This window comes from Marinococcus halophilus (genome assembly GCF_900166605.1).
Taxonomy (GTDB): Bacteria; Bacillota; Bacilli; order Bacillales; family Marinococcaceae; genus Marinococcus; species Marinococcus halophilus.
Map to the genome: position 1 here is coordinate 1508354 of NZ_FVZD01000006.1, position 16193 is coordinate 1524546.

At 55.3% G+C, this 16193-nt stretch carries 14 protein-coding genes; 13 read left to right on the top strand and 1 reads right to left on the bottom strand.

From position 1 onward, the window contains the following. Positions 1 to 14: 14 nt before the first annotated feature. From nadE to B5066_RS13760, 7 genes are all read left to right on the top strand, one after another. Complete coding sequence (gene nadE / locus B5066_RS13730) at positions 15 to 842, top strand: ammonia-dependent NAD(+) synthetase (RefSeq protein WP_079476466.1); 828 nt, start codon at positions 15 to 17, stop codon at positions 840 to 842. 144 nt (positions 843 to 986) lie between these two features. Further along, positions 987 to 1895, top strand: coding sequence for a homoserine O-acetyltransferase MetA (metA, locus tag B5066_RS13735; RefSeq protein WP_079476467.1), 909 nt, complete (start codon positions 987 to 989; stop codon positions 1893 to 1895). A gap of 128 nt (positions 1896 to 2023) precedes the next feature. Continuing rightward, positions 2024 to 3250 (top strand): EAL domain-containing protein, encoded by a 1227-nt coding sequence (locus B5066_RS13740; RefSeq protein WP_079476468.1) that lies wholly within the window; start codon positions 2024 to 2026, stop codon positions 3248 to 3250. A gap of 62 nt (positions 3251 to 3312) precedes the next feature. Continuing rightward, positions 3313 to 7017 (top strand): dynamin family protein, encoded by a 3705-nt coding sequence (locus tag B5066_RS13745; RefSeq protein WP_079476469.1) that lies wholly within the window; start codon positions 3313 to 3315, stop codon positions 7015 to 7017. A gap of 43 nt (positions 7018 to 7060) precedes the next feature. Next, complete coding sequence (locus B5066_RS13750; protein WP_079476470.1) at positions 7061 to 7396, top strand: cyclic-phosphate processing receiver domain-containing protein; 336 nt, start codon at positions 7061 to 7063, stop codon at positions 7394 to 7396. Positions 7397 to 7476: 80 nt separating this feature from the next. After that, entirely contained in the window at positions 7477 to 7767 is a 291-nt protein-coding gene (locus B5066_RS13755) for an iron-sulfur cluster assembly accessory protein (RefSeq protein ID WP_079476471.1), read from the top strand. A 12-nt stretch (positions 7768 to 7779) separates the two neighbouring features. Continuing rightward, entirely contained in the window at positions 7780 to 8580 is an 801-nt protein-coding gene (locus B5066_RS13760; RefSeq protein WP_079476472.1) for an ABC transporter ATP-binding protein, read from the top strand. 134 nt (positions 8581 to 8714) lie between these two features. Here the strand turns inward: B5066_RS13760 and B5066_RS13765 are convergent, their stop codons facing one another. Further along, positions 8715 to 9698 (bottom strand): zinc-binding dehydrogenase, encoded by a 984-nt coding sequence (locus tag B5066_RS13765; RefSeq protein WP_079476473.1) that lies wholly within the window; start codon positions 9696 to 9698, stop codon positions 8715 to 8717. A 140-nt stretch (positions 9699 to 9838) separates the two neighbouring features. Between B5066_RS13765 and B5066_RS13770 the strand changes: the two genes are divergently transcribed. The 6 genes from B5066_RS13770 to B5066_RS13795 all read left to right on the top strand — a co-directional run bounded on the left by B5066_RS13770 (position 9839) and on the right by B5066_RS13795 (position 16174). Further along, positions 9839 to 10756, top strand: coding sequence for a chemotaxis protein CheV (locus B5066_RS13770; RefSeq protein ID WP_079476474.1), 918 nt, complete (start codon positions 9839 to 9841; stop codon positions 10754 to 10756). Between the two features lie 382 nt (positions 10757 to 11138). Then, positions 11139 to 13451 carry a DEAD/DEAH box helicase gene (locus B5066_RS13775; protein WP_079476475.1) on the top strand — a complete coding sequence of 771 codons (2313 nt, stop codon included), beginning with the start codon at positions 11139 to 11141 and terminating at the stop codon, positions 13449 to 13451. Further along, a complete protein-coding gene (locus B5066_RS13780; protein WP_079476476.1) occupies positions 13441 to 14676 on the top strand; it encodes a ribonuclease H-like domain-containing protein in 1236 nt (411 codons plus the stop codon). The genes B5066_RS13775 and B5066_RS13780 overlap by 11 nt, the downstream gene beginning before the upstream one ends. After that, entirely contained in the window at positions 14673 to 15230 is a 558-nt protein-coding gene (locus B5066_RS13785) for an SLOG family protein (protein WP_079476477.1), read from the top strand. Before B5066_RS13780 ends, B5066_RS13785 begins: the two co-directional genes overlap by 4 nt. 131 nt (positions 15231 to 15361) lie before the next feature. Next, entirely contained in the window at positions 15362 to 15748 is a 387-nt protein-coding gene (gene gpsB, locus B5066_RS13790) for a cell division regulator GpsB (protein ID WP_079476478.1), read from the top strand. Between the two features lie 18 nt (positions 15749 to 15766). Beyond that, positions 15767 to 16174 carry a ribonuclease HI family protein gene (locus tag B5066_RS13795; RefSeq protein ID WP_079476479.1) on the top strand — a complete coding sequence of 136 codons (408 nt, stop codon included), beginning with the start codon at positions 15767 to 15769 and terminating at the stop codon, positions 16172 to 16174. Positions 16175 to 16193 lie beyond the last annotated feature (19 nt).

Genomic DNA, 16193 nt, shown 5'->3' on the forward strand with positions numbered 1-16193 from the left:
TGGAGGCACAATCTATGAATGCAACACAGAATGAAATTATTGAAGCATTGCAAACAACGCCGGAGATTGACCCCAAGCAGGAAATTGAACGCCGGGTGCACTTTCTGAAAGAATACGCCAAAAAAGCCGGAGTCAGAGGCTTTGTGCTCGGCATTTCCGGCGGCCAGGATTCGACGCTCGCCGGCAAGCTCGCCCAGATGGCGGTGGATGAGCTTGAAACCGAGCAGGCCGTGCCGTTCAAATTTGTCGCCCTCCGCCTGCCGTACGGAAAACAGCATGATGAGGACGATGCGGCGAAGGCGCTTGACTACATCGAGCCGCAGGAAACGTATACGATTGACGTTCAGCCGGGCGTGGACGCGTCGGTGCAGGCATTTGAACGGGCCCTTGGAACCACCATGTCCGACTTTATTAAGGGCAACACGAAGGCCCGGGAACGGATGAAGGCCCAGTACGACGTCGCCGGAGCCGAAGGGCTGCTCGTGCTCGGCACCGACCACGCAGCAGAAGCGGTTACCGGCTTTTACACGAAGCACGGGGACGGCGCCTGCGACGTGGCCCCGCTGTACGGCCTGAATAAGCGTCAGGGCAAGATGCTGCTGCGCGAGCTCGAAGCACCGGCCTCGACGTTTGAAAAGGTACCGACCGCTGATCTCGAAAGCGACCGTCCCGGCCTTCCGGACGAAGAGGCGCTCGGGCTGACGTACGACCAGATCGACGACTTTCTCGAAGGCCAAAGCATTGATCCTGATGCCCATGACCGGCTCGTGGATATGTATAACAAAACGGCGCATAAACGGGAAATGCCGGCAACGTTATACGATACGTGGTGGAAAGAATAAAAAGCGACTGCGGATGGTCCCCTTGCGGCCATCCGTTTTTCACAAATACGGGAAAGACTAGACGGCGGCCGCGATGTTTGATATATAGATAAAAGAAAGAAAAGGAGAGAACACCGAAATACGTTAAAGGAGAACGATAGCGCCATGCCTATTAAAGTACCTGACTATCTGCCGGCCAAAAATACGCTGGAAAAAGAAAATATTTTTATCATGAATGAAAGCCGGGCCTACCTGCAGGACATCCGCCCGCTGAAAATTGTCATTTTAAACCTGATGCCTTTAAAAGAGCGGACGGAGACCCAGATCCTCCGGATGCTCAGTAATACGCCGCTGCAGGTGGATGTGTCGTTTCTGCATCCGGATACCCACCGGTCCAAAAACACGCCGCGCGAGCATCTGTCGTCGTTCTACAAAACGATCGATGAAGTGCGGAGCCGGAAATTCGACGGCATGATCATCACCGGGGCCCCGCTTGAGCAAATCCCGTTCGAAGAAGTGGATTACTGGGAAGAGCTTCAGAGCATTCTGGACTGGAGCGACCAGAACGTCACCAACACGATGCATATCTGCTGGGGGGCCCAGGCCGGCCTGTACCACCATCACGGCATCGATAAGCATCCGCTTCCGAAAAAACAGTTCGGCGTCTACCCGCACTATATTAACGGCCAAAACGAAAAGCTTCTGAGCGGGTTCGACGACCAGTTTTACGTGCCGCACTCCCGGTACACGAAAACAAGACGGGAGGACGTGGAGGCCTGTCCGGACCTGGACATTTTATCCGAATCCGACGAAGCCGGCCTGTATATCGTAGCGACCAAGGACCGCAAGCGGATTTACGTGACCGGCCACAGCGAATACGATGCGGACACCCTGCGCGATGAATTTGAGCGCGATATGCGCCGCGGTCTGGGAACCGAGGTGCCGGAAAACTACTTTCCGGAGGACAATCACCTGTATTCCCCGCTGAAAATGTGGCGCGCCCATGCGACGCTGTTGTTTACGAACTGGCTGAACTATTATGTGTATCAGGAGACACCATTCGACTTTGCCTGAAACTGTTTCCAATCCGGAAACAGTTTTTTCAGTCCGGGGAAAAAAGATGATATAATAGATGCGTGCAAAAACAGCCGGGAACGACAACTAGGCAGAGACGCCGAAGAATGTGAGCGGAAGATTGGGTGATGGAGTTGGATGCGCTAGACGTATTGATGAATAAAGAACAGATTTTGGTGTACTTTCAGCCGATACTGAGCGCAGATAAGCTGGAGATTTCTGCGTATGAAGTGCTCGGCCGTTTTCGAAATGAGGACGGGAGTGTCGAGACGCTCGAGAACTGCTTTCGGGACCCGGGAGTGCCGTGGGAGTATAAGCAGGAAATTGACCGGGAGGTGCACCGGGCTGCGCTGGAAACGTTTGTAGCTGGAGAGCGGACGGATATGGTTTTTTTAAACGTGGACGCGTCCACCATTCTCGGAGACGGAGGAGACGGCCTGGTTGAATTTCTGCTTGGGTACGAGGAATGGGGCGTGGCTCCGGCCTCGATCTGCCTGGAACTGAAAGCGACCGATTTTCAGCAGGACCTGTCGCGCCTGAAGCACTTTATACAGTATGCCCAGAGCGCCGGCCTTTCGGTTGCGATTGATAATCTCGGCAAGGAAGCGATTCATCTGGAACAGCTTGCCTACTTGAAGCCCAATGTGCTGAAGGTGGACGTGACGCTTTCCGAAAGTTTTGCGGTACCGAGCATTTACCGGGACGTGCTGCATTCGCTGTCGACGCTGTCGAGAAAAATTGGAGCTTCGCTTTTGTTTGAAAAAATTGAATCGTTTAATCAGCTGAATTATGCCTGGCGCAACGGCGCCCGGTATTACCAGGGATTCTACCTTGATAAGCCGAAAGAGACGTTCATTGAAAAAGACCAGTTTCAACAACGGATGAAAAAGGACATCCATCATTTTATCGATGTGGAGCGTAAAAAAATCGAAGCCCAGATCCAGTTAACCGCCGAGCTGAACAAGCGGCTGAACGAGCGCCTCAAGCATTCAGACGTGATGGAAGACATCGACGGCTGGACGCTTCGGACCGCAGAGTCGCTCGAGGAAATGAGCTTCCGCGTGTACGTGTGCGACCGGGAGGGATACCAGCTTTCTGGGAACGCCTCGCGCCAGAGCGGCGGCGCTTGGGAATACCGGACGGAAGAGCGCCACCGCAACTGGAGCTGGCGGCCGTATTTTCTGGAAAACATTGTGCGCATGAATTTTGAACAAAGAGGCATTCTTTCCGACATGTATACGGATTTCCACAGCGATGAAATGATTCGGACATATTCCCATCCCATCACGGAGGATTTGTACGTATTTGTGGATATTCCGTACGCATTTTTATATGAAAAAGACTATCTGCTGTAACAGCGCCGGCTTCTCCTGCTACGGAGGAGCGGCGTTTTTGCATCAAAAGGAGAGCGGTAACGGTGCAGCGGCCAACCCTTGAAATGTATCAATGGAATAATGACGCAGTCCGGGCCTTTTTTTCCCGGCATACGTTTTCGCCGTCTGCGGTCGGTGAAGGAATCGAAAAGCTCGAAGGCGCCTCCGGGCTCACGGCAGGCGAAAAGAGAGATTTGCGCCGGCTGAAGGCAAAAAACAGCGCGTCGGCGTACCATGTGCTTGTCTGCGGCCACTTTTCCGCGGGGAAAAGCACGCTGATCAACCGGATGCTGGACGGGGAATGGCTGCCGGCCCACCCGGTGCCGACAAGTGCGAACGTCGTTTCCTTTTCGGCTGGAGACGCTGCCTCCTATAAGGTGACCACCGGCGGACAGACTTCAGCGGTACCGGCCGGAGCGTGGACGAATGCATGGATGATGGCCAAGGAAACCGAGCGGGTGGAAGTGAGGCATCCCGAATTGCCGCTGCCGCCGGGAGTGACGCTTTTTGATACGCCGGGCATTGATTCCACCGAAGCCGCTCATCAGCGGGCCGCGGAGTCGGAATGGATGATAGCCGATGAGCTGTTTTATGTGACTGACTACCAGCAGGTGGAGTCGGAAGAAAATTTTTTGTTTCTGCAGCGGTTGAACGAGCAGTATGTCCGACCATGCCTTATCGTTAACCAGGTGGACAAGCATGAGGAAGGGGAGCTCTCCTTCCAGGCCTACCAGGACCGGATCCGGGAAAGCCTGGACCGCCGGCAGATCGAATACGAAGCTGTTTTTTTCGTGTCTGCGCTTTACCCCGAACGCACGGCCGCTTCCTGGGAAGCCCTGCAGAAGAGAATGCTGCCTGCCGCTGCCGGCCAGCGGACGGAGCGCATTCGGCAGACATGCGCGGCGAGAGCGTATTACCTCACCGTGTCCCATCTGCGCCGGCGTCTTTCTGCAGCGGAGCCGGGCGAAGACATCAAGGGCGTTTGGGAAGCGTTTACCACGCCCGGAGACCTTTACGAGGCGGTAGAGGCAGACCAGAACGCCGCCGGACAGTTCAGGCACTGGGAGGCGCAGGGAGAAAAAGCGATGCGCCAGACCATCCTCGATGCCTTTGCCCGTGCCAAGCTGATGCCCTACCATACGCGGGCGGCAGTGCGTGACTATCTGGAATCCCGCCTGGTGACCTTTCGTGTTAAAAGCTGGCTGGGCACCCAAAAAACGACTAAGGTTCGCAGGGACCGGGAAGCCCGGCTGATCAAAGAGCTGAATGAAAACATCAAAAACGAACTCGAAAATCATTTAAAACGGGACATGAAGCAGACCGCCGAACGCTACGCCGGCAGAAGCCCGCAGGTGGAAGCCGCGATTGACGCTATGGAAGTGCGGGCGGATGCTGCCATGCTCCAGGATGCGGAAAACAAGGGGGCACGCCTCACGGAAGCCTATGCAAGAACTTACTGCCGCAACCTGGAAGAAAAAATGCAGACGGCGTACCGCCGGCAGCTTGCTGAATGGATGCCGCTCTTTTTAGAAGCGGCCCGGGACCAGAAGCAGACGGAAGCCCGGCAGCAGGAAGCACAAGCAGCAGCCAACCGGAAAGCCTGGCGGACTTATGAAGACTGGCGCCGCGAATTTTATCAGGCAAAGGACCTGCTTGAGGCCCAGCAGCAGTGGTGGTCCGGGCATGCGGTGCCGCTGTCTCAGGCCGGCCTCGAGACAGAACCGGCAGCGCAGGCAGTAGCCCCCTCTGCGGAGAATAAAACCTATTCGGTAAAAAAATGGTACGAAAACTACCTGGCCGCTTCTGGGGGAAGCCGGGACAGCCGCCCCGATCCGGAGGCGACGGCAGAGCAGTGGCGAAAGCTTGCCCGGCTGGTGAAGCCGTACGTACCGCTTGAAGGCTTTGCCCAGCGGCTGGAGGCCCGGGCGGCAAGGCTCCGGGAGCAGTCGTTCCGGGTGTCCTTTTTCGGCGGCTTCAGTGCCGGGAAATCCACGGTAGCCAACGCCATGGCGGGAGAAACCGTCCTGCCGGTGTCGGCGAATCCAACTACAGCGGCGATCACTCATTTGAAAGCACCGGACGGCCGGCATCCGGACCGGAGCGCAGTGATTTATTACAAGCAGCAGGCCCATGTGCTTCAGGACATGAACGACCTGCTGGCCCCGTTTGAGGTGCGCCTGGATCATGTCACAGAGTGGCACGACCGGTACGATGCTTACGAAGAACAGGCCCGGGCACGGGCGGAAAAAGCAGAAAAGCAGAAGCGGACCGAGCTGGAACAGGAGCAGCTGGAGCCGCTCGCCTTCGATGCGATGCGGGAGGAAGAAAAAAGAATGCTTGATCAGTACGCCTCCTCCTACGAACAGCAGCAGCGCAGCGCGGGCCATTCGGAGGCAGTCTCCCTCGAAGCCTTTCAGCAGGCGGCTGGAACAGAAGCGCAGGCGATGATGATTGAACGGGCGGACGTTTATCTTGCTTCTCCGTGGACCGGGCAGGGCATGGAAATAGTCGATACCCCCGGTATTCATTCGGTGTATCAGCGCCACGCGGACATTTCCTTCCAGGAAATGCAGCGGGCGGACGCCATTTTGTTTTTATCGTATTACAACCATGCATTTTCGCGTGGGGATAAAGCATTTTTGGAGCAGCTGGCTGCGGTGAACCAAACGTTTTCCTACGATAAATTGATTTTTCTCGTAAACGCAGCGGATCTTGCTTCTAACCGGCAGGAGCTCGAGGAGGTGCTTTCGTATGTGCGCGAAGAGCTTGCCGCCATTGGTGTCCGAGATCCGCTTGTCCTGCCGGTTTCCGGAAAAGTGTCGCTGCAGGACAAAACGGCCGGCGGCCTGGAAGGGTTTGAGGCCGTGTTTGAAGAGTTTCTTTCCACGACGCTTGAAACCACTGTGATCAAAGAGGGAAACCGGGAGGCCGAAGAGCTCCGCTCCTACGTGGAACGAACGCGGGCACAGGTGGAGCGGACGGATGCCGAACAGGCGCGGGAGAGACAAAACGAAATCATGCAGCTGGAGCAGTTCCTCGCACAGGACAAGTGGACAGAGTCATGGAAGCGTATTGACAAGCGGCTTGCTGAGGAAACAGAGGAGCTGTTTTTCTACGTCCGCCAGCGGTTGTTTTATTATTACCGGGAAGAATTTATGTTTTGGTTTTCGCGGGCGTACTTTCATGACCAGTCCTCGTTTCGTTCCCAGCTGCGCCGGAAAACGACAGAAGCAGTCCAGCAGGTGCTGCAGCGGTTCATGCAGGAAACAAGGGTTACGACGGCGCGGGTAGAACGGTGGGTCCAGCAGGCGATGAATGAAGAGGAACAATACTGGAGGCAGCAGCTGCCGAACCATTTTCGTTATGTGTTTTCGGGAGAGGACGAAGCTTTTCCGGCAATCGAATTTTCTCCGCCGGAGGTGCCGTTGGTCGCCGAAGCGGTGGAGGGGGAGTGGAAAACGCTCTCGCACCATGATTTCTTCCTGAGAGGGGAAAACAAAGCGTACCGGGAAGTGCTCGAACAAAAGCTGCGGCCCGTGGTCGAAGAAGAGCTGCAAATAGTGAAAGCAAACGTCTATGCCTGGGCGGAAGCGGCAGCGGGAGCCCGGTGGAAGCAGCGCACGGACGGCTGGGAGGCGGCGGCAGCCCGGCAGACAGAGTGGCTGAAGCAGGAAAAAACAGAAGATAGCGAGCGGGAATGGGCGCGGCTGGAAGCAGAGCTCCGGAGGCTGGTTGGACAGACGGAGTGAGTGTGTTATACTACAAGTACTCTGCAAGATAAAGGATGGGGACATGAACGGAACAAATATTTTTTTAGACGACGTCCGACAGTCTCCGGATAATCACGTATTGGTGAAAACAGCGGAAGAATGCATGCGACTGCTGCAAAACACGGCTGACGTCAGCCATCTGTCGCTTGACCATGACTTGGGAACGAAGTATTTTAACGGTTTTTCCGTTGTGCTGTATTTACTCGAAAAACAAATTATACCTTCAAAAATTACCATACACTCAGCGAATGCAGTGGGCGGCAAACGGATGTACCGGAGACTAATGGAAGCGCGCAAGTCCGGGGAGCTTCCGGAACGAGTAAAGATCCTGCACCGGCCGCTGCCGTTAAACGCCTAAAAAGAAGCCTTCCGGGGCTTCTTTTTTATATAACGGGGGAAGCTTTGCTATAATGGACAATGAAAAAGGAGGGGTAAGCTATGCAAATACAGCTGACCGACCGGGCGGCCGACGCGATTCGCCGCCTGGAGGACAAACAGACGATTACGATTGCCTACGAATTTACGGGCGGGTGCCAGGGGCTGCAGGAATTCCAGCTGCATGCCTCTCCCGGGACAACGCCGGAAGCCAGAGCGGCCGACGAAGATACGTGGCATCTGCTGGAGCCGTCGCCGGTGCTTGACTATCATCCAACTCTCAAATGGATGCTGAAAAATAAAAATCAGACCATTGCCAACAACATTCATTTGTATGAACAGACGGAGGCGTAAGGAGGACAGGTGATGGAGCGTTTAGTGGATATAAAAAACGTCAGCGTGCGGACGAACGGGCGGAGCCGGCTGGAGGACGTTTCGTTTGCAGTCAATCAGGGCGAACACCGGGCTCTTCTCGGCTTAAATGGTTCCGGCAAAACCACGCTGCTGCAGGTGATTTTAGGGCAGGTATGGGCTACGGAAGGAGAAGTGCACACCTGGTTTGGCCGGCATGGCAGGGTGAACATGCAGGAGCTCCGCCGGGAAATCGGCATTGTCAGTAACGCCCTGGACGATCAGTACCAGCACCGCGCGGGGGAAACTGCCCGCAACGTCGCCTTAAGCGGTTATTTTGCGAGCATCGGTGTTTACGAACAGGCACCGGAGACGGCCATGGAACGGGCGGAGGAAGCTCTGCGCACGTTCGGGGTATCACAGTACAGAGACGTACCGTATGCCGCGCTTTCCCAGGGGGAGAAGCGCCGGGTAATGCTTGCGAGGGCGTGGACGACAGGAGCAAAGCTGCTCCTTCTTGATGAACCCTGTACCGGCCTTGATGTGAAGGGAAGAGAGGAGCTGATCGAAGGGCTTGAAGCGTCGCTGCAGGTCCCGGAGGCACCGACCGTGCTGTATGTAACCCATCACCTTGAAGAGCTGCCGGGAGCCGTAGAAGCTGCAACGATTATGAAAAATGGCCGGGTTCAGGCGGATGGAAAGAAACAGAACGTGCTGACGGATGAAGAGGTTTCCAGCGCGTTTGATGTAGCCGGGAGCATCCAATGGCATGAGCAGCGGCCGTGGTTTATTACGGGAGGAGCCCCGATACGCTGACCGCCGAACGTAGCCGTTCGGTTCTTAACTAAAATTTCAATTACCGTATTTATTATAGAAATAAAACTAAAAAGTTAAAAAAAAAAGCAAAAATGAAGCCCCATCCTTTTTTAGGAAAGGGCTTGAGAGCATATTCACGTATCAAATGAGGCCACAATTTTCCCGCGTGTATGGCCGTCCTGCATTTCCTGTAGTGCTTTCGGGATCTCCTGGAAGCTGATCGTGCGGTTGAGGGAAGGCTTCACTTTTCCCTGCGAAGCAAGCTCTCCAAGCTCCCGTGCCATATAGCCGAGGTCTTTAATCTGTGCTTCATCATCCGAACGGTACACAAATCCAAGTGCCACTTCATGAATCGAAGGGGCGAGCGTTTTTGCTACGTAGTGGGAAAGGTCAGGCCATTCAACCACAGCAATCAAATGCCCGTTAAACGCGAGGTAATCCAGGGCTTCGGTGGCTGTTTCGCGGCCGACCAGATCAAGAACCACATCGACCCCACGGCCGTCGGTTAATTTGTGTACTTCTTCCACCACGTTCTGGCTGCGGTAGTCAATCACCTGATCGGCCCCCAGCTCTTTCACGTAGTCCGCATTTTCGTCCGAACAGGTGGAAAACACGGTGAGCCCAAGATGCTTGGCAAGCTGTACGGCAAAGCTTCCTACGCCGCCGGACCCAGCCTGAATCATAATCGTCTGGCCAGGGCGGAGCGGGGCCTTCCGGTACAGCGACTGGTAGGCCGTGAAACCGGCCGTCGGCATCGACGCTGCTTCCACATGCGTCAGGCCTTTCGGCACTGATGACACCACGTCCGCCCGCGTAGTCGTAAATTCCGCAAACCCACCGTCTTCTGTCATATTTCCATGATAATACACTTCATCCCCGGCTGACCAATCGGTTACATCCGCGCCAACTGCATCGACTACCCCGGACACGTCCAGTCCCGAAACGTGAGGGAACGACCATTCCGGGAGAGGAGATTCCATTAATTTATAATCGACCGGATTTAATCCCACAGCGTGAACTTTGATGCGGAGCTCATGAGCTTCCGGCTCCGGCACCTCCATATCGGTTTCCTGCAGCTGGCCGGGGCCGCCGGCTTCATTTATAACAAGTGCTTTCATTTTATCAGCCTCCTGCTCCTTCTATACCTTCCCGATACGAGACAAAAACATCCAAAAATGAAAAACTCCTGGCTGCAAATCTTTAACACCGGCCGGGCGGGGCCGATATATAAAGTAAAGAGAACTGGGAGGGAAACGGCATGTCTTTAGCAAGTGAAAAAAATATTCTATTGGAATCAGGAACCAACGAGCTCGAAATCGTTTTATTTTCCGTCGGAAACAGCCAATTTGGCATTAATGTCTTAAAGGTGCGCGAAATCATTCATCAGGTGGAGGTCACTCCGGTGCCGAACCATCATGAGCACGTCAAAGGAATTGTGCGCCTGCGCAATGAAGTCATTCCGGTCATTGACCTGAAAAAAGTACTGCGTTACGACGGAGCCGACGATGCCCGCCACGATAAATACATTATCGCAGAGCTGAACCAGGTGAAAGTAGCCTTTCACGTCGAAGAAGTGTCGCGTATTCACCGGATCAGCTGGGAGGATATTGAAAAGCCCAATGCTTTGTCCCAGGGGATTGAAGCCCGCTCCATCGGTATTGTCAAAATGGAGCATGCGATGGTCTTTCTGCTCGACTACGAACGAATTATCAGCGATATCTCCCCGGACACGCTGTTTGACCAGCATCTGCCGGCCTATACGCCGGAACGGGAAAATGCGACCGTGCTGATCGCGGAAGATTCCCCTGTGCTCAAACACTTGATTGCCGATACCCTTGCAGAAGCCGGATACAAGCGCCACCGTTCCTTTGAAAACGGACAGGAAGCCTATGAATACCTCGAGGAATTACTGAGGGACGGGGGAGCCGCAAGCCTTCCAGATCTAGTGATTACTGACATTGAGATGCCCCAGATGGACGGCCATCATCTTACCAGGAAAATCAAAGAGCACGACCATCTCCGCCACGTCCCGGTCGTTATTTTTTCTTCGCTGATTACAGCGGATTTGTTCCATAAAGGGAAAAACGTTGGAGCTGACGCCCAGGTAAGCAAGCCGGAAATTAATACGCTGGTCAAAACGATCGACAGCTGCATCCGTGCCGCGACCGGTCGCTGACTCCCTGTCCGGACGCCCTCTGCCATCAGGCAGGGGATTTTTTTATAAAAAAATTCGAAAAATATTGAAATAACCGTTGACTGTATTATAACAATGGTATATACTTTGAATTACATTATAACAACTTTAACAAAAAGGAGCGATTTAGGATGCGTCATTTCACAAGATCGAAAGAAGACCGTTACACCCCGGAAGAGGAAAACCGGACGATTCTCGATATGATTAATGACTACCATACCAACACTAAATAACGCTCACGTCTCGAAAAGGCTTCCCGTATGCAAATGCGGGAAGCCTTTTCTGTGTTATAACACTAAAAACAGCCGGGATAGAAAAACAAACATACATTCGCTATAATGGAAGTATGCTGAGGTGAACAATCATGAAAAAACAATCCTTACAGGAGTTAATGCAGTGGATGAAAACTGACTCGTCCATTGCCCCCAATATAGAATTCTGGCACACCGTTGATGAACGGCCGGCGAAAACGGCTGATTTCCCGGCACAGCTGCATGAGCGCCTGCGCGCCGGGCTTGCCGCCCGCGGCATCGATTCGCTCTACACTCATCAGCATTCGGCGTTTGAAGAGGCCTACGGCCGGAGGAACAATGTCGTCACTATTACGCCGACCGCCTCCGGGAAAACCCTCTGCTATAACCTCCCGGTGCTGCAGACGATCATGGACGAGCCGGAAGCGCGCGCGCTGTACCTGTTTCCGACCAAGGCTCTCGCGCAGGACCAGAAAAGTGAAATTAATGAATTTATCGAGGAGATCGGGGCTTCCATTAACAGCTACACGTATGACGGGGACACCCCGCCGACGATCCGACAGTCGATCCGGCGCGCCGGCCATATTGTCATGACTAACCCCGACATGCTGCACTCGGCCATTCTGCCGCATCATACGAAATGGGTGTCGCTGTTTGAACACCTCCGCTATATCGTCATTGATGAAATTCATACGTACCGCGGTGTGTTCGGGAGCCACGTGGCGAACGTGCTCCGCCGGCTGCTGCGCATTGCCCGCTACTACGGGGCAGAGCCGACATTTATCACCACCTCTGCGACGATCGCCAATCCGCGCGAGCTCGCCGAGACCCTCACCGAACAGCCCTTCACACTCGTAGACAACAACGGGGCGCCGCAGGGGAAGAAACATTTTGTGTTCTACAATCCGCCGGTGATTAACGAAGCGATGAATATCCGCAAAGGCGTCCTCTCCGAAGTGAACCGGCTCGCCAACACATTTCTCGAGCAGCACGTCCAGACGATCGTGTTTACGAAAAGCCGGGTGATGGTGGAGGTGATTTTGAGCCACCTGCAGCATTTAAACAGCAAACAGACCGGCCAGCAGAGCCTTGTGACCGGCTACCGCGGCGGCTACCTGCCCAACCAGCGGCGGGCCATTGAGGAAGGGCTTCGCTCCGGCGACATCATGGGCGTGATTTCCACCAACGCGCTCGAGCTCGGCGTCGACATCGGGCAGCTGCAGGTATGCATCATGTCCGGCTACCCAGGCTCGATTGCAAGCGTCTGGCAGCAGGCCGGGCGCGCGGGACGGCGTCAGTCGGAGTCGCTGATCGTAATGATCGCAAGCTCCAATCCGATCGACCAGTACATGATCCAGCATTCCGACTATTTTCTGGAGAAAAATCCGGAAACGGCTCGCATCCATCCCGATAACCTGATCATTCTCGTGGATCATGTGAAATGCGCCGCCTTTGAGCTGCCGTTCCGGGACGATGATACGTTCGGCGGCGTTGACGTGCGCGACGTGCTCGAGTACCTGTCGGAGGAAAATGTCGTGCACCACCGGGGCTCCAAATGGTACTGGATGAGCGATTCCTTTCCGGCGCACGGCATCAGCCTGCGCTCGGCCTCGCAGGAGAATGTTGTCATCATCGACCAGACGGTGCCGTCCGCGTCGAAGGTGATCGGGCAGATGGACCGCTTCAGCGCGATGACCCTGCTGCATGACGAAGCCATCTACATTCACCAGGGCGTGCAGTACCAGGTGGTTTATCTGGACTGGGACGAGAAAAAAGCGTACGTGGAAGAAGTGCGGGTGGACTACTATACCGATGCCAACATGGCCGTCGAGCTGAAAGTGCTCGAAGAGGACAACACGGCGGACTATCCGTCGTACCACGCCGGTTTCGGCGACGTGATGGTGCATGCCAAAGTGACGATTTTTAAAAAAATCAAGCTGGCGACGTTTGAAAATATCGGCTCCGGCACCGTGCACCTGCCGGAGGAAGAATTGCATACAAATGCCTGTTGGATCCATTTCCCCGAAGACACCGTCCAGGAATTTGGGCGCGACACCCTGGAGCAGGCAATGATGGGGCTGGCAAACGTCCTCCGGCATACGGCACCGGTGCGGGTCATGTGTGACCCGTCCGACATCCATGTCGTCCCGCAGATGAAGGCGACCCATTCAGAGCAGCCGACGATCTTTCTGTACGACCGCTACCCGGGCGGCGTCGGCCTGTCGTCCACTATTTTTGCCGACCTGCCCGAGGTGCTCCGCGACTGCGCATCGTTGATTGACGCCTGTCCGTGCCATGACGGCTGCCCGTCCTGCATCGGGTCGGATATTATGCTGAGCGGAAACACGAAAGCGACCGTGCTTGCTTTCATTCACCGGCTTCAGGCCGAACAGGAGGTGAGCCCCGCCCGTGAACATGAAAAATAAACTCAAGCGAATGAAAACGCACCTGCAGGAAGAATCCCCGGCCGCTCCCGCTCCCGCAGAACCAGCCGCCGGCATCAGGCATCTGGAGGAGTGGGAGGCCTTTGGTGCTGTACCGAAACAGTACGACGGAGAAACGATTTTAAAACGCACCGTGACGTATCCGCTCGACTACGTTCACGGCAGCGCTTCGTTTGGCGAGCTGTTTACGGTGTTTGACCGCTGGCAGCAGGAACCCGCCTTTCATCCACTGCATCCGGAAGGGCGCCGGCCGGAGGATCTGCTGTTTTTTGATACGGAAACGACCGGGCTGAAAGGGGGGACCGGCACCACCATCTTTCTGCTCGGCGGCGCGCGCGTGTACCCCGACCGGGTCGAGGTAACACAGTACTTTCTCCCCGGGCCCGAGCATGAAGTGGCGCTGTATCATTATTTTCTGACCGAATGCTATTCGGCGGAAAACCTGGTCACCTATAACGGCAAATCCTTTGACTGGCCCCAGGTGCAGACCCGCCACACCCTCGTGCGCAACCAGGTGCCGAAGCTTCCGGCCTTTGGCCACTTTGACCTTTTGCACGCGAGCCGGCGCCTGTTTGCTGACCGGCTCGAATCGTGCCGGCTGAGCGTGGTGGAACGGGACATTCTCGGGTTTGTCCGCCACGACGACACCCCGGGCTACCTCGCCCCGATGCTGTACTTTGACTATGTGAACGAAGGACTTCCCGAGTTTGTGACCGGCATCCTGGAACACAATGAACAGGATATTTTATCGCTTATTACGCTTTACATTGATATTTCCAAACGAATTCTTGCCGACGGGGGCAGCGAAAAACAGTCGCTTGCCGTCGCCAAATGGTTTGACCAGCAGAAGGAATGGACCAAAAGCGCCCAGCATTACACGGCGATGGTCGAAAACGGGGAAGGTGATGGGGAAACGATGCACCGCTACGGCGTCAACCTGAAGAAACAGCACCGGTACGCCGAGGCAGTCCCCTGGTTTGAAAAGGTCTGGGAGCGTAACGAGGATTCCCGGTATACGCTCGAGGCCGGGGTGGAGCTTGCCAAATGGGAAGAGCACCAGGCGAAAAATCCCGAACGCGCGCTTCTGTATGCTTTAGGTGTGCAGAGCAAGGCGGAACGGGCAGGGCTCAAGCTTCCTGCCGGCAAGCAGGCCGATCTGCACAAACGGCTGGAGCGCCTGATGGCCAAACGGGGGCGGACGTCTTGAGGCGCCTGGCAGCGACCGGCTACAAGCCGGCCGAACTCGGCATCTTCAAAGACGACGCCCCGGAAATTGCCTACATCCGGAAAACGCTCGAGAAGCGGCTGCGGGCCCTGATTGAAGAGGGCAGCGAATGGCTGATTATTTCCGGCCAGCCCGGGGTGGAATGGTGGGCGGCCGAAGCCTGGAACGGGCTGCGGGAGGAGTACGACCATATCCGGCTCGCCGTGCTGGAACCGTTTCTTGAACAGGACTCCATCTGGCCGGAGCACGTCCGCACCGCCTATGCGGAATTAAAACAGAGCGCGGACTACGTGGACGCGATTTCCAAGCGCCCGTATGTGAATCCGTCGCAGCTGAAGGCCAAAAACGACTTTATTATTTCCCATACGGACGCGCTCCTGATTTTATATGACGAAGAGCAGGAGGGCGTGCCGAAGTATATGCTTGCCTCCGCCGAGCGCCGGCAGCAGAGCGACCATTATCCAGTCTATACGATCGTTCCGGAGGACCTTGAGGAAACGGTCCGGGAGGAAGCCGAGCGGGAATGGGACGAATAGGCGCAGGAAGGAAATTGACTTTTTTCATGTATTCTGAAAGAATGTAAGCAGATAAATGCGCGGACGTCCGCCCGGCAGGCGCCGGCGCCCGCGAATGTATCATACAAATAAAGCAGAGGTGGTCCTTGCTGATGGAACAGACACAGTTAACTGCCAAAGACATTTTAGACAAAGATTTCAAAAACAGTGTCAAAGGCTACAACAAAGACGAAGTCGACCAATTTTTGGACATGATTATTCAGGACTATGAGCAGTTCGAACAAAAGGTACGCGAGCTTGAAGACCAGCTGAACCGCTCGCCGGAGCAGCGCACAGCCGCGTCGCCGGAGGGCGACTCCCGCTACCAGCGCACCGTGACGTCGTCGATTTCCACCCGCTCCGAAAGCGGTGCCGGCAATGCGGACACCCCATCGAACGCCGCCGCAGCCGAACCGGCAGCCGGGACAACCAATTACGATATTTTAAAGCGGCTCTCGAACCTCGAAAAAGAAGTATTCGGCAAAAAACTATACGATTAAAGGCGGGAACCGGAAGATATGCGCACCATTCACATTGACGGGGCCAGCGCCGGCCAGCCCGGGCCTTCCGGCGTCGGGATTTTCGTCAGGCACGACGACGGCAGCGTGGAGGAATTTTCCCGCCCGCTCGGATGCCTGACCAACAACGAAGCGGAATTTGAGGCGTGCGTGTACGCGTACGAGCTCTGTCGCGAGCGTGGCTGGCATTCGGCCTCTATCCGTACGGATTCGCAGCTTGTGAATGCCTCGGTGGAAAAACAATTTGTGAAACGAAAGCTGTACCAGCCGTATTTAGCCAAAATCCTGCGTGCTGAAGAAGAACTGCCTCTTTGTTTTCTGAAATGGGTGCCGTCCCGGGAGAACCGGGCCGCCGACCGGCTCGCCAGGCAGGCCGTGCTCGCTTCGCGCAGGGAGGATTCGTGCTGAGCGGCAATTTCTTTTCTTG